The organism is Desulfurococcaceae archaeon MEX13E-LK6-19, from assembly GCA_029637525.1.
Classification (GTDB): Archaea; Thermoproteota; Thermoprotei_A; order Sulfolobales; family Desulfurococcaceae; genus MEX13ELK6-19.
The window spans coordinates 1558837-1579219 of record CP072660.1 but is presented as its reverse complement, the minus strand read 5'-3'; the positions used below and the strand labels follow the sequence as shown (position 1 = coordinate 1579219).

The 20383-nt window shown below is 42.5% G+C and carries 18 protein-coding genes; 8 read left to right on the top strand and 10 right to left on the bottom strand.

All coding sequences use genetic code 11. The annotated features are described in order from the left end of the window. Positions 1 to 21 precede the first annotated feature (21 nt). Entirely contained in the window at positions 22 to 2757 is a 2736-nt protein-coding gene (locus tag J4526_08175) for a glycosyltransferase family 39 protein (GenBank protein WFO75038.1), read from the bottom strand. A 439-nt stretch (positions 2758 to 3196) separates the two neighbouring features. Between J4526_08175 and J4526_08170 the strand changes: the two genes are divergently transcribed. The 5 genes from J4526_08170 (at position 3197) to J4526_08150 (ending at position 7021) form a co-directional block, all read left to right on the top strand. Beyond that, positions 3197 to 3694: an LEA type 2 family protein gene (locus J4526_08170; GenBank protein ID WFO75037.1), complete on the top strand. Its 498-nt coding sequence runs from the start codon at positions 3197 to 3199 to the stop codon at positions 3692 to 3694. Between the two features lie 142 nt (positions 3695 to 3836). Beyond that, the gene (locus J4526_08165; protein ID WFO75036.1) at positions 3837 to 4397 is read left to right on the top strand and encodes a 2-oxoacid:acceptor oxidoreductase family protein; all 561 of its coding nucleotides are present in this window, start codon (positions 3837 to 3839) and stop codon (positions 4395 to 4397) included. A gap of 6 nt (positions 4398 to 4403) precedes the next feature. After that, complete coding sequence (locus J4526_08160; GenBank protein WFO75035.1) at positions 4404 to 4694, top strand: 4Fe-4S binding protein; 291 nt, start codon at positions 4404 to 4406, stop codon at positions 4692 to 4694. 15 nt (positions 4695 to 4709) lie between these two features. After that, complete coding sequence (porA, locus tag J4526_08155) at positions 4710 to 5969, top strand: pyruvate ferredoxin oxidoreductase (GenBank protein ID WFO75034.1); 1260 nt, start codon at positions 4710 to 4712, stop codon at positions 5967 to 5969. A 5-nt stretch (positions 5970 to 5974) separates the two neighbouring features. Further along, on the top strand, positions 5975 to 7021 hold the full coding sequence (locus tag J4526_08150; protein WFO75033.1) for a pyruvate ferredoxin oxidoreductase: 1047 nt from the start codon (positions 5975 to 5977) through the stop codon (positions 7019 to 7021). A gap of 261 nt (positions 7022 to 7282) precedes the next feature. Here J4526_08150 and J4526_08145 read toward each other — a convergent pair whose 3' ends face one another. Then, positions 7283 to 7474: an Lrp/AsnC ligand binding domain-containing protein gene (locus J4526_08145; protein ID WFO76382.1), complete on the bottom strand. Its 192-nt coding sequence runs from the start codon at positions 7472 to 7474 to the stop codon at positions 7283 to 7285. Between the two features lie 244 nt (positions 7475 to 7718). Here J4526_08145 and J4526_08140 point away from each other — a divergent pair, with 244 nt between their 5' ends. Next, the gene (locus J4526_08140; GenBank protein WFO75032.1) at positions 7719 to 9032 is read left to right on the top strand and encodes a helix-turn-helix domain-containing protein; all 1314 of its coding nucleotides are present in this window, start codon (positions 7719 to 7721) and stop codon (positions 9030 to 9032) included. 162 nt (positions 9033 to 9194) lie between these two features. On the opposite strand, the gene J4526_08135 is transcribed toward J4526_08140, so the two are convergent. Next, positions 9195 to 9980, bottom strand: a complete 786-nt coding sequence (locus J4526_08135) for a DUF4234 domain-containing protein (GenBank protein WFO75031.1) — start codon at positions 9978 to 9980, stop codon at positions 9195 to 9197. A 341-nt stretch (positions 9981 to 10321) separates the two neighbouring features. Between J4526_08135 and J4526_08130 the strand changes: the two genes are divergently transcribed. After that, complete coding sequence (locus tag J4526_08130) at positions 10322 to 11803, top strand: DUF2139 domain-containing protein (GenBank protein WFO75030.1); 1482 nt, start codon at positions 10322 to 10324, stop codon at positions 11801 to 11803. A 20-nt stretch (positions 11804 to 11823) separates the two neighbouring features. On the opposite strand, the gene J4526_08125 is transcribed toward J4526_08130, so the two are convergent. After that, complete coding sequence (locus tag J4526_08125) at positions 11824 to 12504, bottom strand: hypothetical protein (GenBank protein ID WFO75029.1); 681 nt, start codon at positions 12502 to 12504, stop codon at positions 11824 to 11826. Between the two features lie 166 nt (positions 12505 to 12670). Here J4526_08125 and J4526_08120 point away from each other — a divergent pair, with 166 nt between their 5' ends. Continuing rightward, positions 12671 to 14119, top strand: coding sequence for a metallophosphoesterase (locus J4526_08120; protein WFO75028.1), 1449 nt, complete (start codon positions 12671 to 12673; stop codon positions 14117 to 14119). A gap of 22 nt (positions 14120 to 14141) precedes the next feature. Here the strand turns inward: J4526_08120 and J4526_08115 are convergent, their stop codons facing one another. The 6 genes from J4526_08115 to J4526_08090 all read right to left on the bottom strand — a co-directional run bounded on the left by J4526_08115 (position 14142) and on the right by J4526_08090 (position 20310). Beyond that, positions 14142 to 15083 carry an SDR family oxidoreductase gene (locus tag J4526_08115; GenBank protein WFO75027.1) on the bottom strand — a complete coding sequence of 314 codons (942 nt, stop codon included), beginning with the start codon at positions 15081 to 15083 and terminating at the stop codon, positions 14142 to 14144. Between the two features lie 98 nt (positions 15084 to 15181). Continuing rightward, a complete protein-coding gene (locus J4526_08110; protein ID WFO75026.1) occupies positions 15182 to 16948 on the bottom strand; it encodes a DASS family sodium-coupled anion symporter in 1767 nt (588 codons plus the stop codon). Between the two features lie 21 nt (positions 16949 to 16969). Then, on the bottom strand, positions 16970 to 17761 hold the full coding sequence (locus J4526_08105; protein ID WFO75025.1) for a phosphohydrolase: 792 nt from the start codon (positions 17759 to 17761) through the stop codon (positions 16970 to 16972). Positions 17762 to 18064: 303 nt separating this feature from the next. Then, positions 18065 to 18946 (bottom strand): P-loop NTPase, encoded by an 882-nt coding sequence (locus tag J4526_08100; GenBank protein WFO75024.1) that lies wholly within the window; start codon positions 18944 to 18946, stop codon positions 18065 to 18067. Further along, entirely contained in the window at positions 18943 to 19833 is an 891-nt protein-coding gene (locus tag J4526_08095; GenBank protein WFO75023.1) for a P-loop NTPase, read from the bottom strand. Before J4526_08095 ends, J4526_08100 begins: the two co-directional genes overlap by 4 nt. Beyond that, a complete protein-coding gene (locus J4526_08090) occupies positions 19834 to 20310 on the bottom strand; it encodes a NifB/NifX family molybdenum-iron cluster-binding protein (GenBank protein ID WFO75022.1) in 477 nt (158 codons plus the stop codon). Between the last annotated feature and the right edge of the window lie 73 nt (positions 20311 to 20383).

Genomic DNA, 20383 nt, shown 5'->3' with positions numbered 1-20383 from the left:
TTATGTAAAACCAATATCTGACTAAGAACCTGTTTGACCAGATAAATGTTTATCTCTTAATTCACTAGTGTATGCCAATCTTTCTCTAAATCCCTTGAAGGCTCTCTGTATAGTACTTATATCAATGTATCTAGTAAAGTGGTAAAGTATCAGTATCAACAGCAGTATACACTTCACGTAGTTTGCTATCTGTGGCACACTGAACTTGTCCATGGGATTACTTGTAAACCATGTGAGGATAACGGTTGTTGCCGAGAGATCCTGTAGTACTAGTATAGGAGTATATATTGTATCGAGTATGGGAACCCATAGCACGGCGATAATGAGATTGTATTGTGGTTTGTAGAGTGGTGATAGGAGTATTGTTATGGAGAGAAGCAGTACGAGTTTACCATAGACACCCTCAGCATCACTTGCCTTCAGTGGCAGTAATACGATAACCAGCCCTATGGTGAATGCCATGATCCAGCCAATATTAATGATAAGTGGGTCGCTGGGAGTCGGGGCTACAAGGAGCAACCAGCTTCCCTCGATATAGTGTCCAAAGAAATTGTTGAATACATCCGTTATTGAAGCAGGGTTTAGAAGTAGTGGCGTATAGCCAATGAGTATTGTTAATAGGAAGTAGTATATGATACCTTGGCTATTCCTCCTAAGCTCGTATAGGTACAGGAGCAATACTAGGCTGTACAATGGGTTAAACAGCGTTGCGATAGCAGTAAATACTCCTACGTACTTGTATTCTCCTTCAATAAACATTCTAAATGATCTCAAGAGGAACATTAATGCAATGATATCCCAGCTGTAGACCCCATACACTATTATTGATGGGAGTATAGCATAGAGGTATAATGGTATCCTCCTGGCTCTACTGGTTCTCCTGCCAAGGAACAAGAGGTCATCTAGAATAATGTATGCAGCGACGAAGGAGAGTAATGCATTGAATACATAGTATGCGTAGAAGCCCTTGTCTATACCAAGATAACGGTCGTAGCCTAGGAATAGTCTTGTCATAGTTGTTATCATGAAGACCCATGCCTGTCCGGGCATGTACGGGAACCTGTAGTCGATATAGGGTACACCATACGTCAACTGGGGTCCGTACCATTGTTGTGGAGAACCATAGATACTCCAGTAAATGCTATACACATCACTATAGATTCTTGGTTCAGACCATGGTGCATGGAGTATGGTGCTTAAACCGATGGCCACGACTATCAATGTTATTCCGATAAGTTTCTCGGTCTCCACAACGCCATGGTATTTTTCTAGCCACAAGAACTCCTTAATGGTTCTTAGTCCTGTCTTGTACCTAGCTATGAAGTCTTTGGGTAGCATACAAGCAAAGCCTACGACGAGATTAATGTAGAAGAATGGCGCGATCTGTGCCAAGTAGTAGCTATACTGAGTCCTGCCTCCAAGAATCCATAGGAGAACATAGCCTCCATAAACACCTATAAAGCCCAGCCATGCTTTTCTATAGGTTTTGTCAACTATAGCTAATGGTATAAGCATTATTGCCATTAGGAGACTCAAAAGGTAGAGAGACCAGTTTCCACGAGCCACTAAGGGTTCTCCGTTACTCCAGTAGTAGAGTACAAAACTGTTCTTCCCCAAAACCCAGTCTAGCGGGGTAGACACTACGGGTCCATGGCCTATCTCGTGTTTGATAGAGGTATGCCATCTGAAAGCACCGGGTATGGCTTGGTTAAACCATTCAAGTGGTCCAAGGTAAGCTATTAATGGTATTGATATGATCACTTGGACTATTATAAATACCATGAAGTACTTGACAAGTAAGTATATTGTATCAAATATTCTGTCACTAAACTTCTCGTACTTACCCCATACAAATTTCTCGAGCACATGTGCTATCCCTATGAATAAACCAGAGAACTTCGCCGTCGATGCCGACACAACACTAAAGATTCTCTTGTTGTCGTCAATTATTTTCACTAATATGTAGAATGCTATGAGGGACAGTAAACCAACATAAATATCGAGGAGTGCCAGCGCGCTCAAGTACTTGTGCACCGGATCGAATACCAGTAGTATTGGTGGAACCAAGGCTGCTATTGAGGAGAAGGCTCTTCCAAAACGTTGTCTAAGTATTTCTCTCGTCACCAGATACGCGAAAACAAGGATCAGTGCTCCAGCTACTATGCTTGGTATTCTCCAGCTCAAGGGCTTGTCCTCGAAAAGTATCATCGACAAAGCTATAATGTACTTGACCAATGGTGGATGCTCTGTATTAAGGTATTTATCTATATCCTTCGCCTTACCATAAATCCATCCACGAACATAATCACGTGTCTTAATCCCCAGTTTATCAAGTTCTTTTATAAAAGCTTCAAGATTGCTCCTACTACTTGCATTGACGTAGAGAAATATGTAGGCGTCCTTACCAGTTCTAACGTATTTATCAAGGATCTCGACGTTAGCCTTCTTGGCAGCTATATCTAAAAGGGCAGGAGGCATGGCGGTAGCGTTTTCATATAAGAAGACTGTATAGCATTCACCACAAGGAGTCCTAGGGTCTATACCAAAGATTTTATGAAGAATATTCCTGGCGGCATCCACATACCAGATCTCGTCAGAAATATATCCCTCATCACCTTTACTCAGAACATCATTGGTAATAGCTTCTACAAATAACATTTCACTATACACATAATATGATACAATAATTAATAATAGAACAATGCTAACGTATGTAAATACTTTTTCTTTGTCAAACCTGCTTAACCTATTACTCAATACCATGCAACCTCTAGATATTCGTACCGCAAAGCATTACATCTATGATGTGTAAGTAGGTTAGAATAAACAAATTAAGTTTTTGCAAACTCCTTTATAGAAACAACCACTTTATCCTCATGTAAGTAAAACAAATCTTCTATGTCACTACAGATCATCTATGGATGAAGCATATTGGGGTATGTTTCCAAGAAGCTATAGAGTAAATGAGAAATAGATACTTAAATATGACGTAATAGTAATGTATGATAAGAAATACGTGGTGATGAGGACCTTTGGGCTTGACTCCTGTGAGATTATGGGATGAAGAACCCACCCTTGGCTGACAACTACTATGTTTACGTCTATACCATAGTGGGCTAAATTGTTTCAAACGTGATACATTTTAGTAATATGTTGTGTCTAAGTATATCGAAGTAACGCACTGGGGTGTCTTTGGATGCGGGGACCAGCTATATCTAGGCTTTGGGGTATCATTACTGGTGTTATTGCTATCGGTCTTATTGTTTACTTAATACTTGTTGCTTTGACTGCCCAAGCTATTTCTGTTGAACTTAAAGAGATTAGGGCTGTTAGATACAAGATGATGGATAACAATATTGAAGTAGAGTTCGTCGTCAAGGTTGTCAACAATGGGCTCACTGATATTGAAATAGAGAAGCTTTACTATGAGGTATATATTGAAGGAAAGTATCTCGGTTCTGGTGAAAAAGAAAACATTATAATTCATCGTGGCGAGAACGAGATTATTTTGACTCTTGAAACAACACCCACGAGCGTTATAAAAACTATGCTACTTACTTTAACCCAGAACGAAATAGAGATCACTGTTAAAGGCAAGATACTATTCCCCATAAAGAGCTTCGGAGTAATAAGGCTCTGGACAGCCGAGATACCCTTTGAGAAAACAGAGACTGTTGTTCTCGAGCTCACGTAGTATTGGAGTGTTAGCTCAGTATTTACCCTGGTATCTATGGGGTATCTATGAAAGAGTAATTATTAATAAGGAGCCTCATGTGTAGATTATTTTTCTGAACATATGGTACGCGGTAGACAGTCTTTTATGGAGGGATCATGTCTTGTTAATTGAAGTTAGGTGGCATGGGCGAGGCGGACAAGGCGCTTGGACTGCTTCTAACCTTCTTGCAATGGCTGTAGCGCTTGCCGGCAAGCATACACAGAGCTTCCCAGCTTTTGGTCCAGAGCGTTCTGGTGCACCAGTACTAGCATTCACAAGAATAAGCGATGAGCCAATAGAAATACACAGCATGATCTATAACCCAGATATAGTTGTTGTACTCGACCCAACGCTTCTCGCATCAGTAAATGTTGTAGCCGGGCTCAAGAAGGGAGGATTAATCGTAATCAACTACGAGGGCGAGAAAGACAAGCTATTCAAGCTACTAGGAATCCAGCCTGGCGAATACAAGGTATGGACCGTACCGGCATCCAAGCTAGCACTAGACATTCTCAAGAGGAACATCACCAATACAGCGATGATAGGAGCACTTGTTAAAGCAGCTAACCTTGTTGACCTTGACAACGTGTTCAAGGCAATTAAAGAGAGATTCCCCGAGCCCGTAGCCGAGAAGAACATCGAGCTCGTCAAGAAAGCTTATGAAGAAGCCCGGGAGGTGTAAACACGCATGTCTGGTTCCAAACCTGAGCCTCGTGGATGGAGAGATTTACCGTTATCAGCTCTACCATACAAACTCTCACTAGAGTACAAGACTGGTGACTGGAGAGCACTAAGACCAGTGATAGACCAGAGTAAGTGTGTTAAGTGCTTGATGTGCTGGCTTTTCTGCCCTGAAATGGCGATCCTATGGGATGGAAAGCAAGTCTCTGTAAACCTAGACTATTGTAAAGGCTGTGGAATATGTGCACATGAATGTCCTGTAAAAGCAATCAAAATGATCCCTGAACCCACGGAGTAACGAGGTGGAAGGGTTATGATCTTCTTCTCCAAGAAATCAAAACCCAAGATTCCTCTTGAGAAACAGAAGCTCATGACTGTTAATGGAGACGAAGCTGTTGCTTACGCTGTAAAACAATGCTACGTAGATGTTGTCGCAGCCTACCCGATTACTCCCCAGACAATTATTGTTGAGAAATACAGTGAGTTCGTTGCCGATGGAGAAGTACACACTGAGTTCATACCCGTTGAGAGCGAGCACTCAGCCATGAGCGCATGTGTTGGCGCAGCAGCTGCTGGCGCAAGAGCATTCACTGCAACAGCCGCAAACGGACTAGCCCTCATGTGGGAGATCCTCTATATTGCTGCTAGCCTTAGGCTACCAATAGTCCTAGCCGTTGTAAACAGAGCACTATCAGCACCAATCAACATTCACTGTGACCACAGTGATGCAATGGGTATGAGGGATTCCGGCTGGATCCAAATATTCGCTGAAAACGTCCAGGAAGCATATGACACAACCATACAGGCATTCAAGATAGCTGAGAAAGCACTCTTACCTGTTGCAGTCAATCTTGATGGATTCTTCCTAAGCCACACACTCGAGAACATCTACATGCTACCAGACGATGCTGTATATGAGTTCCTTGGTGGACCCAGGAAAGTAGCCAAGACATACGTGGACTATCTTGGTAAAGAAGTTGAGGCTAAACTAGATCCAGCTAACCCGCTTAGCTTCGGTCCACTAGACCTATACGACTACTACTTCGAGCACAAGATGCATCAAGTCGAGGCTATGAAGGAGGCTAAGAAGATTGTGAAAGAAGTTCACGACGAGTACGCTGAGCTAAGTGGTAGAAGCTATGGCGATGGTATACTGGTTCCATACGAGGTAGAGGATGCTGACGTAATAGTAACTGTTCTCGGCAGCACTGGTGGTACAGTAAGATGGGTTGTAAAGAAACTAAGACAGAAGGGATACAAGGTTGGTACAGTGAGGATAAGGCTCTTCAGACCATTCCCATTCGAGGAGCTACGCGAAATACTCAAGGGAGCCAAGGTAGTAGGCGTCATGGACAGAGCTATTAGCTTCGGTAGCTTTGGACCATCATTCCTAGAGGTCAATACAGCACTATATGACTTGAAGGAGAAACCACTACTAGTCAACTACGTCTATGGACTAGGAGGCAGGGATGTACCACCAGATCTTGTCGAGAAAATGTTCATGGAGCTACTCGAGGATGCAAAGAAGGGTGTTGTTGAGAACAAACTCAGGTTCCTAGGTGTAAGAGAGTAAAGGAGGTGTCCCATGTGTCCCAACCCAAGCCCACGGAGAAACCCTATGACCTAATCATATTCGAGCCCGGGAAGAAATATGATCTTCCATTGACGCTTAACCTCAGGCAGCTGGCTGAAGAAAGAAGACCTATGATACTACCTGGACACAGGCTCTGTGCAGGCTGCGCAGCACCAATCATAGTCAAGCTCGTAAGCTTTGCTTTAAGAGGACCCACAATAATAGCCAATGCCACGGGCTGTCTAGAAGTAGCAACCACTATATTCCCATACACAAGCTGGGCTGTCCCATGGATCCACAATGCATTCGAGAACGCTGCAGCCACTGCAAGCGGTATCGAGGCAGCAATCAAGGCTATGAAGAAGACTGGTAGACTACCTTACGACCACATTGACGTAATAGTGTTTGCTGGAGACGGTGGTACCTTCGACATAGGTCTCCAGGCACTCAGCGGTATGGCCGAGCGTGGACACGACGTCCTCTACATACTATACGACAACGAGGCATACATGAACACTGGTATACAGAGAAGCGGTGGTACACCACCATTCGCCTGGACTACAACAAGCCCTGTAGGCAAAGTGATCCCAGGCAAGAGCCAGGAGAAGAAACCAATAGCAGATATCATGGTAGCCCACAGAATACCCTATGTCGCAACAGCTACACCAGCACACTGGGCCGACATGATAAAGAAAGTCAGGAAAGGAATCGAGGTAGATGGACCAGCATTCATACACGCTCTAAGCCCATGTAACCGTGGATGGAGACACGACCTAGACCTAGCAATAGAGATCTGTAAGAGAGCAGTAGACACATGCTACTTCCCACTATGGGAGTGGGAGAGAGGCAAAGGATACATGCTAACAGACAGAAGCCTAGCAATAGCCAAGAACCCACAGCTCAAACAACCAATAGAGAAGTTCCTCGAGGTACAGGGAAGATTCAGACACCTACTAAAACCGGAGAACAGGCACTTACTCAAGCAATTCCAAGAATACGTCGACGCTGTATGGGAAGACTTACTCAACAGAGCAGTCAATGCACCAAAGTAAAGTCTCTTTCTTCAAAACAATTATTTTTTACATAAAAATTAAGTAAAATATACAATCGTATTCCTATTGTGCGTTAAAGAACAAGACTACAAAAGTTTTCAATTCTAGAAATCAATACATGCCCATTTTCTTTCTTTCAAGAAAATTGTTAGCAATAATATTTACGTTTTATTTGTTTACTAGAATAAAAGATGAATAACAATGAACTTGTTTTGGGAAAAAGATTTGGGAATTATTTACTAGCACATGTATTAAAGAAAATTATTTCTTGCTTTTCCCTTCGACTACTATCATTGTGGTTGTTGTCCGGACCCCATCTATTTTCCTGACCTTGTTTATTATGATTTCTCTTATTCTCTCGAGTGTATCGGCTTCAATTAATGCTACCACGTCATATATTCCATAGACTATGTATACGTCTAGTATCTCGGGGAGCTCGTAGAGTTTGTCCATAACACTTGATTCAGCACCGATGTCAGTCTGAATTAATACGATCGCACGGGCTTTGGTTTGAGACAAGATGGAATTACACCTATATACTATTCTATTATCCACACTAATTAACTTATATATGGTGGGACAACGGATCCGCTATATGTGGAGTAGACTCTACACGTGAGGTTGAAGAGAATCCACCAAGGGTTTATCCTTGTGGACTCGCATATAGTATACATGGGATTGGGGGTGATTAAAGAACATGGGACAAGATAATGGTGTGGAGAAATACCTTAAAGCACTAGCTCACCCGGCTAGAAGAAAAGTACTTGTTGCGTTGGCTGAGAAAAAGAGTTTGAGTTACAGTGAGCTGATGAGAATTGCTGGGATCGAGGATAGTGGTACTTTCGCTTTCCATTTGAGGATGCTGCAAGGTCTTGTGGAAAAGGATCCGAATACAGGTGAGTACAGGCTCACAGAAGAAGGCTATAAAGCTTATAGAGCGCTAAAGATTCTTTATGGAGAAGAGAAGCCTCGTGAACCAACTATTGAAAAGAGTACCGTGGAGAAGGAGGAGAAGAAGGAAGTAATAGTGATCTCAGATAAGCTCTCCTTTGATCTAACCAGGAAGCTCGCGGAGAAACTCGCATCTGAAGGCAAGAGAATATTGATCACTGATGTTGTTACCGTGAATATCGAGGATATGCCTGAAGAACTTCTTGACAAGGTTCTTGAGGGCATGCGTGATGTACTTGTAGTTAATGTTCCAAAGCATTTGAAGCATATTGTTGACTTGAAAAGCAAAGACGTGTTTATTACGGGTAAAGGAGGTATTTTCGGAGGATTTATCGGCGGTTTAGTTAGAACCATAGTTAATGCTGTAGCTAGTAGTGTAGCCAAAGCACCCTGGCAAGCTATTAGTAAAGGAGAAAAATTCCATGCCAAACTAACTGGGGAAGTACCACCAGAGTACTCTATTAAAGCAAGTATTGATGCATCGAAAGTAAGTTTTAGCCCAAACACATCGTCTAGAGAAATAGTTGTCGAAGGAGAATTCTATAGAGGCAGTGAGCCCAAACTCAATATAGACGGAGACAAGGCGTCTATAGAAATAGATGTTGGATCGGCAACAATACTTTACCCCAAGGGGTTGTCCAGAGTAGACATAAAAGTTGATGCCTCCACTATAGACGGAGTCATAGAAGATTGTGTAAGAGAATTATCCATCGAGAGCGATGCAAGCAATATCGATTTAGAGATAGGTAAGCTTGGTAAAAGCGTATTCCACTTGGGGGCCGATGCATCAAACATTGATCTCGATATAGAGTACAGTGAATACGAAGGAGAATCAGAGATTACTGTAGACGCAGATGTCTCAAATATATCAATGAGGATAATAGTGCCTAGGGACACGAGAATACAAGCATTCATAGAAGAGGGGACAGGCTTTATAGATATTGATGGATACATGGGTAAACACTATATAGACAAGGATTATGACAACGCTAAGTCCAGACTAAAAATAATAGCTAAAAACGATAGCGGTAACACAAAAATAAGGATTACTAGAAAGTAATCAGCTCACGGCCGTTAACATCACGAGCTCAGCCCTAGAGAGGGCGAAGCCGGGCTTCATCACCCTAGATAGCTTTCTCTACTTCTACTAATAGATGTTTCCTAGTCCAGGTAAAGTGTAGAGAAAAGCATTAGTTTTAGTGATTAAGCATGGTATAGATTCTTACTGTGCTTGTTCTCCTTCACCACTAGTACTTGCAGTAATTGTTTTTCTCGCCGCAGCTTCTACGGCTGCAATAATCTTTTCTTCAATAATTTGGTGTGATTCAAAGTGCCTGTTGGGGTCGACTGTTAGTGTGTATATCCAGTATAGCCCGAATAAGCCTAGAGTGATTATTGTGAGTACTATGTAGAGTAGTGTACTCCTATTCGGCACCATGTATAGTCTGTCAATGTCTATAGTATATTCTGGAGCAATAGCTTTTAATCCATCGGCAAAACTTGATAGTATCAAGCGTTCTCTAATGCAGTGCTTTACGAAATCCTTGTTCAAGAAATGATACACGTAGAATTCAATGAATGGCACAAATATAGATAATATGACCCATAACACAGGACTTCTCTCTTCAAACACTATTTTAAGCTCATTTACTTGATTTCTTATTCTTGATGCTTCGGGTATTTTAAGTTCTTCAGCTATATCGGCTAACGTTGAGTAGAACATCATTGTTCTCCTGAAATGGTTGTTCATTCTGTCGATCCATTTGTATAGAACATATATCGATACAGCAAAACCAGCGAGTCCGCCGAATATCGCGAGAGCAAGCCCTGCCCCGAGAAGAATAAAGGTTTCCAGTAACGCGCCTAATATTATAATAAACATGGCTATAAGTACTAGTATCAAACCTATAAAGGGTAGCCACGTCGGCATTATGTAATCTGTTTCACTAGCCTTAGCTCTATATATCTTCAGCGTATTGAGAAGAGACCATATTTTCTCGTTTGACATAGACCTACACCTGCTGTTATCGTTTTGATAAATTATAGAATAAAAAGTATTCTAATAAACTTTTTATACAATGTATGGGGTGGAAATATTGTTTATGGTGGTTTAGGGTTGTTTGAGTTCTTTTTAACAACTAGGGCTGATGAGTATAGTGGTGACTCCCTAGGGTTTCTGAGAATAGCTCTTGCAGGGCGGTGAGGGGCCCAGAGGGACTGTGATGAGCCTGAGGCGATCTTAGAAATACTTTAAATCATTCTAATCTATTGCTCTCGGGTAAACGGTGTTTATATACCATCTTAATATACTATTGCCGAAGGATAGTAGAGTCTATTAGGTGCAAGGGTATGCCCGGAATTATCGATAAGCTACAGATACATCCACCTCGGTATGGTCCTGAATGGGGTAGCGGCGGGATATTCGGGTTAAAGTATCATCGTGGAGTACTCTATTACACTGTGGCGTTTGAGGCGGAAGCATATTTCATTAGAGAGGACTCTGTGAAAACCTATGGCTTCGAGAAGGTGGGTAGTCCTCCTACTAGTGGCGGGGACACATATAATGCTGTAGACGCCGTAGACGATCTGATATTCTTTGGTGGATGGGTTCACGCCCCAGCGAAATACGTTATAGAAAATGGGAAAAGAAAAATTAATTTTGAGAACAAGTACAGCCATGTGCATATCTATAACATTTCTGAAGACTCGATAGATCTCCTATGGAAGGATAGTGTTCATGAGAAAGAGAAATGGGTAGGAGAAGTATCCGAGATAATATATGATCCAGTGAATGATAGACTGTTACTTGCACGCGGAGATGGTATGGAGAACCTGGGGATTTACTCTCTTGATTACAAGACAAGGAAAATCACTAGGCTAACAGATAAACCAGTACTGAAGGGGACGCTTATTAGAGAACAGGCATGCTTTAATGTGCATATATTTGGGTTTGTTGGTACGGAATCTATACAGTGTGTAGATCTTGTTTCAGGGAAAATACAGGTACATTCTATACCAAGGAGTGGTGAACGAGTTGTTGACGGTGGATCTGTTGAAGCCCCGATGACTGGTGCCATGGCGTCGTGTTACGGTAGATTATTTGATTTCGTGCGCGGTGGCTTGTTCATAGGTAATCCTGCTGATGAGGAAGAACCGATGTATTTCCTGAGACTCTTTGACTTTGTTACAAGTGGCTACGGTCCTTTGAGGACAAAGGCAGTTAATATTGGCGGTGGAATACTGGTTGCCTACAATGCTTTTACTCACGCAGTATTAAGGCCTAGTAATGAGTTTGAGCAAATGATTAAAAAGAGTTTGAACACTATTGTCGGGCCATCGGTACTAGTCTATATTACACCGCCTTCAGCCAGAATTGTTGGTGTTTTTGGAGCCAGGATAACATCGATAGAGAAAGTAGGCGGCAATATAGTCCTTGGGGTAAGCAATGATGCTAACTACATGTGGTATGATGCAACACCAAATGATACTGGGACAAAGAGTTTTGTAGTACTTCCAGACTCCATACTAACAAAATCACCCCCGTCAGTAACGTATAGTGTGTATGGCTGGATGATTTCAAACAAGCATTGGGGAGGAATACCGCTTTACGGATACAGAGAACCACGACTAGTAATCAATGCATCTAAGAAGAATACTCTAGAGATCTATGAATACGATCTATCAATACCTCCTGCCGGTAGTGTGGTCGAGAAAATTAGTATAGATGAAGGAAAGAACATTATAGACTTGAAGTCATGCAGAGGAGCAATAGTATCGTTTAGACTTGTTGAGGAAGACGCGAAGCTTAGAGGACGTATAATACTTGAGTAGTTTTTCCTCCTACACATCATTTATTTTCCAATAACTATTCTCCCTAATCTGAAGTAGTATATCATGTGTTCGCCGTATCTCTCGTACTCCTCCGAATATATCAGGTAGGGTTTCCCGTCGGCTACATGTACTGAAACATGCTTGAATATTTGTCCCTGCATAGTAGTAGTCTCCCATCCCTTCAGGATGAATAGGTAGTCGGTATCGGGGGTTTCTTGTGTATACTCGATACACTTTATTATCCGCTCAATATTTTCCTTCACAAGCTTGGTGTACTCTTCTATTTCATCGTCTGTGACTTGAAGATATTCCAGGATATCCTTGTACCAGTCAATGGTGATAGAGGAATCACTGTTGTTTTCATGAATATGAACGTGATCGTGTTCCACAATATTATTCTCTAAAAGTATTTCGCCAAGTATGGTAACCTTCTTTTCAACATCCTCAGGTCTCTCGGATCTCTCACGTACTAGTCTTAGAAAAACGGCGTTCATCAAAACCATTGCGTCGATGTATCTACTGGTATAGCCTGGCTGTGTTTTCAGCTCGATTAGTTTAGTGTATGCTTCTCCCTCAATTTCTTTTACATGATCAACTATTTTCTTGAGTATATCCTTCTTCTTACTTATAGTATCTTCAAGTTTTTCACGCGATATACCAGTAAACATTATATCGTCATAAAACCACTCTATCTTAACCACATTCACAACCCTCCGTGTTAGAAAAAGTATGGGACTCAACTATACCATAGGGTATGTGAAGGTATTAAGTTTTGTTTCACAATAACCATATCATTATAGCTAGATATAAAACTGGCTTGCACACAAATATTATGTCCAAGGACTATTCTCGTTTAAGGGTGGTACCATGACTAAGGGCGGTGTTTTAGCAGCGGCAATACTTATCTTCGTTGTGGTACTGAGTTTCATGAATGCTATGGTGTTATGGGCAGAAGCAGGTGTTGATCAACGTTTATTCGAGAAGACCTACAGGAGTCTGCCACAGAATCTGCCATGGTATCCAGTTGTTGTAATAGGAGATAATAGACCTGAGAATACTAGTCAAGTTGAGTTACCCGAGGTCTTTTATGCTATTGTTGATGAATTAAAGGAGATCAGGCCATTTGCTGTAATAGGAACAGGTGATCACGTGGGTCTTGGCACAGAGGAGCAGCTCATAGAGCTCTATAATACACTCAAGGATCTCGAGAATGTATGGCTTGCCGTTGGAAACCACGATATTGAAGACGATCCCTATGCCAATTTATGGAAAAGTATTATAGCAGACACATTCTATGGAGTGTCAGAAATACCTGGATGGTATATAGCGTTTATTAATACTGAAGAAAGACTCAAGAGCGATTTTCTCTCCTTGACAAACCTTACTCTCGAACAGGCTCCGCAGGGAAGAAAGATTATTGCTGTATTTCATAGACCACTTTATCCATATGTAATGCATAATATTGACTCTGATAGAGGAACTCCCTTAAAGAAGATGCTGGAATACTATAACGTGACATTAGTACTCCAAGGACACTGGCATGGATATGCTGAAACAGTTGTCAACGGGATCAAATACATTATAACCGGTGGTGCTGGAGCTCCTCTATACGATTACCCAACCAGTATAGAGGATGGTGTGGTAGTCTTAGGGAAACACCACTATCTAGTCTTAATACTTTATCCTGATGGCAGGTACGAGTATGAGCCAATATGGTTTGAAGTAGACCAGGACGTGGGCTATCTCAATGTAAGCTATGTCAACAGCACATATGTTGTAATTCATAACACTAGACTTAACTTGTTCGGGGACCCAGTACCTATACCTGTTAGAGTAGAACTCAATGTAAGCGGATACATTGTGACAGTAGTGCTTCTGGCGAATCCTAATGGAGATACAGTAGTAGAAGCTAGCTTGAACCCAATACCGAATTCTAGGCAAGGAGAAATAGTTGTGTACAGTAATTCAACAAAATGGTATGCCTACATAGTACCTGAAGGAGATCTCAATAAAACAATTGTTGCAACACCGGGAGCTGATTCCAAGGCAAAATTCCTTGTAGAGTTGAAAGTAGAGACAACTACTACGACCACCACAACAACCACAACTACAACTACTACAACAACTACGACGACCACAACCACCACGACGACAACAACCACTACCACAACAACGACCACGACTACTACGACAACTACTGAAACAGAAACAACTCCATCACAACCATTGTTATCAACCAAACTATTGATAGCGACAATAGTAGTAATAGTGGTTGCAGGGATTATGATATTCCTTTACATGAAGAAAAGAGTCTAACACTATGTTTTTAAATACAATATTAGCCAAGTTGTTTTTTACTCACCATATACTTCATGTAATCAAAAGTCCTCCTTAATCCTTCCTCAATACTGACAACTGGTTTCCAGCCAAGCTTCTCTATGGCCTGGCTTATATCGGCAACACTATACCTTATATCGCCTGGTCTTGGAGGCCCATGTATTGGCTCTAGTTTGACTCCAACAATCCCCATTATTTTCTCGGCAAGCTCGTTAATTGATATGGCTTTACCTGTACCTATATTGTATACACCGGTCTCTCTTGATGACAATGCTATAACATTAGCTTTAGCTACATCACCTACGTACACGAAATCACGTGTTTGCTCGCCATCTCCATGTATTATCGGTGGCTTGCCCTGGAGTATACGTTCAAAAAACTTGTAGACAACACCAGCGTAATCCCCGGGCTTCATCCTGGGACCGTATACATTAAAGTATCTGAGACTAATTGTTGACAGGCCATAGGTTTCCTTATAGCTATACACGAGAGTTTCGCCAGCGAGTTTCGACGAGCCATAGACATTTTTTGGTCTACAAGGATGTGTTTCTTTAACGGGCAGTTCTATGGGATCCCCGTAGACAGCAGCACTTGATGCATAAACAAATCTTTCTATATCGTGTCGTCTCGCTGCTTCAAGCAAGTATAGTGTTCCAAGAGCGTTGACCCGATAGACGCGTTCAGGATCTTTTATTGATTCTTCTACACTGACTATGGCAGCTAAGTGTATGATTGCATCAGCATCTCTTAGAATAGTATCAAGGGCTTCTTTATCGAGAATACTCCTGTTAACAACGCTGATTTTCTCAGCTACATTGGATAAATTATTCATGGAACCCGACGAGAAATCATCTATTACAACTACATCATATCCCTCGGATACAAGAAGCTCAACCGTATGACTACCTATAAACCCGGCTCCACCTGTTACAACAACTTTCAAATAGACTACCTCCCTCGGTCAGCTAATGTATGTGAAGTATACGGGATTTAATATGTACGATGTGTTGGGAAAAAGATTATGTTTTTAATTAAAAATCCTTAGGGTGAAAGTAGTGCTATCCAGTAGTTTGTAAGCAACGCTATTATTAGGGTGTTTGCTATTATGCCGAACAACAGTCCATAAGCTATTAGATCTCTCATTCTTACTTTGCCAGTCGAGTATACGATAGCTGATGGCGGTGTTGATATTGGTAATGCGATAGCGTTGTTTAGTGAGACGACAGCTACAATTGATGCTGTTGCTGCACCTGCTTCGGCAGGTATGCCCATTATTGTTGCAAGTAATGCGCCAAGAGGTATTGTTAATGGTGCTACGAATGCAGATGCGCTTGTATGGCTTGATATGAATGTTCCTATGAGATAGGCTGTGAATCCTATGAGGAACCATGCTAGGAACCCTAGTGATTTCACGCCAGCCAAGTGGGCTAATACTACTTCAGCCCACCCGGTGTTCATGAGTGCTGTACCTAGTGTTAGGCCTGCGCCGAACAATACCATGAGGTCCCATGCTAGTTGCTTGAAGTGCTTTTTGACGTCCAGTACTCCTGTGGCGAAGAATACTATGAGTCCTATGGCGCCGGCGATACCGGTGTTTATGTGGTGTATTGGTTCTGTAAGCCATAGTCCTACTAGGAACAATATGTTGGCTAATGCTAGGATCTCGCGTTTACTCCATGGTCTCTTTTCTTTTCTTGCACCTATTTCACGTAGTTTCTCTCCGATTTCCTTTAGCTCGTGTCCAGCAGTGAATTTTATGAATAGTATTAGAAGTAGGACTCCAACCGTATAACCTATAACCCATGCCGGGAAGCCTATGAGTAGCCATTCGAAGAACCCTATCCTACTTGTCTTGTAGACTATGTCGTTGAGGAAGCCTGTGACAATAAGGTTTGGTGGTGTTCCTATTAATGTTGCTGTACCACCTATGCTGGCACCCATAGCTATTCCTACTAGGAGTAGTGAAGAGAACCTCTTGTCTTCAGCCTGGATCTCCTTTAGGAGTGCTAGAACAAGTGGTAGCATAACGTAGGTAGCGGCTGTATTACTCATCCACATGCTTAGGAAGCTTACTAGGAATGTTGCTCCAATAATTAGTCTTGTTGGTGATGAAGCTACTCTAACCAAGAGTCTTGCTACACGGTCGTCAAGCTTATTGTTACGTATTATGAGTTCTAGAGCGCTACCAGCAATGAATACGAGTATTATCGTGCTCATGTATTTTGTGAAAGCAGACTTTACGGCGATCACTCCTAGTAGTGCTAGTGCTACTGTCGAGTACAAACCTGTTATAACATAGCTTATGATGCTTGCACCAGCAAACAATATTATTGCTGACCCGAATACGAACCCGGCTTCTCTGGCCTTAATGTATGGCTGTATCTCGAAAACAACCCATCCATCAGAAGTCATTGACCGTGGATAGTAGCTGTATTCCCTCCCGTCAGGCGTCCTTACACACACTGTATAGCTTGACAGTGGCTTATGGACAGGCTCGCCATCAGCGAGAAGTCTAACCTTTAGATACCATTTCTTACCCGGCTCTATAACAGTTAGTTTTGATGCATACACTTCTATGGTATAATTCTTTCCGTCCACAATACTCCACGTTGTTACCGTGGTATCAGTTGAGTTACTGAGGCCAATAATGTGCTCTAGACTAGTCTTGATTTCTGTTTCGTCTGTTTTCACCGCTACATCTATGTGGTATGTTCCCGGGGTCCAGTCCGGTGGCGTAATGTTGTATATTATTGTTCCAACCATAAAAGCAACTATAATAAGCAGTAGCACCTTAGTGCGATCGCCCAATTTGCTTCCACCAAAGGATCATTATTGTGTGGGCGTATAGGTTTTTAGTTCTTTCCCGTTAACAACGGCACTAATCTCTATGTAATTCCTAAGCATAGTAGTTCTCAGTTTCGGCATGAGCACTTCGTCTACTTGGAATATACCTGCAAGCTCATCCATATGGACTACTATTTTCACGGGAGCTTTATCGCCTTCAAGGATCTCTACCTTCTTTATAGTTAACGCGGAGACACTATGGATGTTTACCTGGCCCATCCGGTATGGTACACGGGCACGTCCCTCAGCCATATCGAGGCCGTCGCCAACAGCTACACAGCCTGCTTCAAGTGTTAGGCATGATACGTCATAGGCTGTACAATGTATACTATGCATTATCTCTTGACGTAGCCTAATCCTAGTAGCTTGGTCATCAATAACTCTAGCCAGCGCTCTATCTATGAGAGGCTGTGCCAGTAGTGACCCTAGTTTCTCGTGGAGATCCCTATGAATAGCATTACCGACATCGTGTAGCAGTGCGCCATAGAGAACAACAATCCATGCTAGTTCCTCGTCGGAGATAACGCCGTCACGGACAAGTGTTGACTCTACACCGTGTTCCCTGAGGATCCTATAGATCTCTAGTGAAGCACCAGCAGCAATATGGGCATGGACAGGTCCATGGTCGTTATACCTAAGCCTCTTAACAGCCATAACATTACTCATATACCATAGTTCACGAGTCTCAGGATCACCAACAAGAGCATTATAAGCTCTCCTAAGTATTGGTCTAGTCTTCAAAAACTTATTGAGTAAATCAGGACCAACAACTACCATTCCTTACCCCTCCTCTTAAAGATTCATATTTATCCGTAATCGTGAGTCAAAGAGATGCAAAGCCGCTATTGCTAATAAACTCCTGTAAAACACACTAATAAACACTATTACCACAATAAACGAAATCACCTAAATGAGAATACCAGAAGTAGAGAAAAATGGAAGCCGCCCGACGGATCCTCTACTCATCGGTCCCCGTGGACACGGGGATCTCGTAGAGGCGAGGGCTCCGCCGTCCAGTAGAATAACTAGTTTTTATAAGGGTTTATTAGTTGTATTAAGCTCGCTTATGTCTTCTGGTCATTACTCTTTCTTGACTAGGTTTGCTAGTTCCTCTATTTTCGAGATAATATTTGGATCTGGGTTGTAGAGGATCAGTGGTTGTCCAGCAGTATAAGATTCTTGGACTAGTTTCGTGTATGGTATTCTTATGTATGGGAGTCTTTTTTGGGTGATTATTTCCTCTAGGGTTTTGTAGGCTTTGGCTGATAGCCCGTACTTGTTTACTACGATTATTGTTTTCGTATTCTCTTTGTATGCCTCTATTAGTTTGAGGAATTTCGTCAAATCGCTTATTCCCAGAGGTGTTGGCTCGGTTACGGCAACTATATGGGTTGCATACCTGAGAATAGAGTATAAGCCAGCACCCGTGCCTGGAGGCGAGTCTATGACTACGTAGTCATAGTTGTTGAACCTCTTCTTGTGTTCTTCAATAAGCTTCGTTATTAGTACAATACTTCTCCTGTTACCCGGCTCTAGTTCTCCTACAATAACATCAAAGCCTTTGTCTACAATACCGTACTTGAATACTCCTTCACGGCGCTCGCCCTCATCTATCGCATTTTGGGGGCATACGAGTTTGCATACACTACATCCGCCACAGAGTGTCTCGTAGAATACAAGCTTCTTGCCGGGTAGTAGCACCAAAGCGTGTTCGGGACAATAGTTTACACAAATACCACATCCATCACATACACTGTAGTTTATAACTGGTCTAAAGCTCTTGGATACGATTGTGTTGGTTATTTTTGCTTTAACAATAGTGAGAACACTGGGGTTTTCCACGTCAGCGTCTACGAGGAGTACACGGGATCCCTTATTGTATAAAGCATAGGCGAGGTTGACTGCAATGAATGTTTTTCCTACACCGCCTTTCCCACCGGCTACAACAATTATTTTCGTCATCCTTCTACACACTCCAATAGGTTCTTGAAAGTACTTGATAAAGCATGGGATACAGGATGATCCGGCTTGGAGTATAGTATAGGCTCCATGTTGGCATATGATTCGGCTACAGCTCTATCATAAGGTATTTTCCCTAGAACCTCTATGCCAAGTCTGTCAACTATTTCATTGGAGTATTGTGGGTCTAGGTCATACTTGTTGATTATGAGGAATGGTTTTACATTGAATTGCCTAGCTAGTTTAAGTAGTCTCTCAGCGCCTTGGAGAGATGGGGGCACAGGCTCTACGACTACCAGGAGAACATCTGATCCAGCTATACTTGATATAACAGGGCATCCAATACCAGCGGCTGCATCAACCACGATTACATCAGCTTTATTCTCATAGGCTAGCCTACTAGCTTCCTCCTTAGCTTTATACACTAGTTCACCAGTATTCCTACCGCCAACCACGAGATCAGCGGTCACTACGGGGACGCCGACACGAGATACATCGATTCTCACAACCCCGGTGTCCATGTTGTAGAACTCTATGGCATTAACAGGGCATACGATACTGCATGCACCACATCCTTCACAATACTCCCTGATAACACGTGGCTTATGGTTCTCTACTTCGAGCGCATAAAATCTACATACATCAACGCATTTTAGACAACCTATACACCGGCTATGTTCGATTACTGCTTTCCTAGAGCTGGATATCTTGTGGACAAGAATGTTTTCTTTAGGGCCTCCGAGGGCAAGCAGTAGATCAGGAGCCTCGGCATCAGCGTCAACAGCTACTACTCTTCTCCCTAGTTTATGCAGGTAAAACACAAGGTTGGATGAAATAAACGTCTTTCCTGTCCCGCCTTTCCCACTTGCGACAACAATCTCCATAGCCAACTATATCCTCGCAAGCCCGAGGTTCCTAAGTGCATCAGCGAGCCTTACGCCAGGAGGTACAGTATAGATAGCTACTCCTGCTTGCTGAAGAACCATAGCGGCGTTGGGTCCAACGTTGGGTGCTATGACAACTCTTGCTCCAGACGATATAACCCATTGGGCAAAACCCATACCAGCGCCCTGTGGGGCAGTAGCATAGGGGTTCTGGAAGCTCTTTACATCAACTACCCTACCGCCAGAAATATCAACAACAGTGATAAATGGTGCTCTAGCAAACCTTGGAGCAATAAGTGAGTCTAGTCCACGCCCATCAGATGTAGTAGCAACAACCCTCAATACACCGGGACCCGGTGGCTGTAGCGGCTGTAGTAATGGTTGTCTCACGAAAGGCGGGCCTCCACCGCCTCTACCACCACCAGCCCATGGTGGTGGGCCTCCTGCTCCATAGCCTTGTCCTCTGCCATAATACTGGGACATGATATTCACCCTCTAGATTTTGTGCAATAGCACAGTTATAAATATTTGCCTTGAAGACAACACCTATATAGCC

Excerpts from the sequence above, each read along its gene's own strand:
- J4526_08170 (WFO75037.1), top strand. The coding sequence starts at position 3,197 with ATGCGGGGACCAGCTATATCTAGGCTTTGGGGTATCATTACTGGTGTT.
- J4526_08160 (WFO75035.1), top strand. The coding sequence starts at position 4,404 with ATGTCTGGTTCCAAACCTGAGCCTCGTGGATGGAGAGATTTACCGTTA.
- J4526_08105 (WFO75025.1), bottom strand. The coding sequence starts at position 17,761 with ATGGTAGTTGTTGGTCCTGATTTACTCAATAAGTTTTTGAAGACTAGA.
- J4526_08135 (WFO75031.1), bottom strand. The coding sequence starts at position 9,980 with ATGTCAAACGAGAAAATATGGTCTCTTCTCAATACGCTGAAGATATAT.
- J4526_08145 (WFO76382.1), bottom strand. The coding sequence starts at position 7,474 with ATGGACAAACTCTACGAGCTCCCCGAGATACTAGACGTATACATAGTC.
- porA (WFO75034.1), top strand. The coding sequence starts at position 4,710 with ATGATCTTCTTCTCCAAGAAATCAAAACCCAAGATTCCTCTTGAGAAA.
- J4526_08120 (WFO75028.1), top strand. The coding sequence starts at position 12,671 with ATGACTAAGGGCGGTGTTTTAGCAGCGGCAATACTTATCTTCGTTGTG.
- J4526_08090 (WFO75022.1), bottom strand. The coding sequence starts at position 20,310 with ATGTCCCAGTATTATGGCAGAGGACAAGGCTATGGAGCAGGAGGCCCA.
- J4526_08130 (WFO75030.1), top strand. The coding sequence starts at position 10,322 with ATGCCCGGAATTATCGATAAGCTACAGATACATCCACCTCGGTATGGT.
- J4526_08100 (WFO75024.1), bottom strand. The coding sequence starts at position 18,946 with ATGACGAAAATAATTGTTGTAGCCGGTGGGAAAGGCGGTGTAGGAAAA.
- J4526_08140 (WFO75032.1), top strand. The coding sequence starts at position 7,719 with ATGGGACAAGATAATGGTGTGGAGAAATACCTTAAAGCACTAGCTCAC.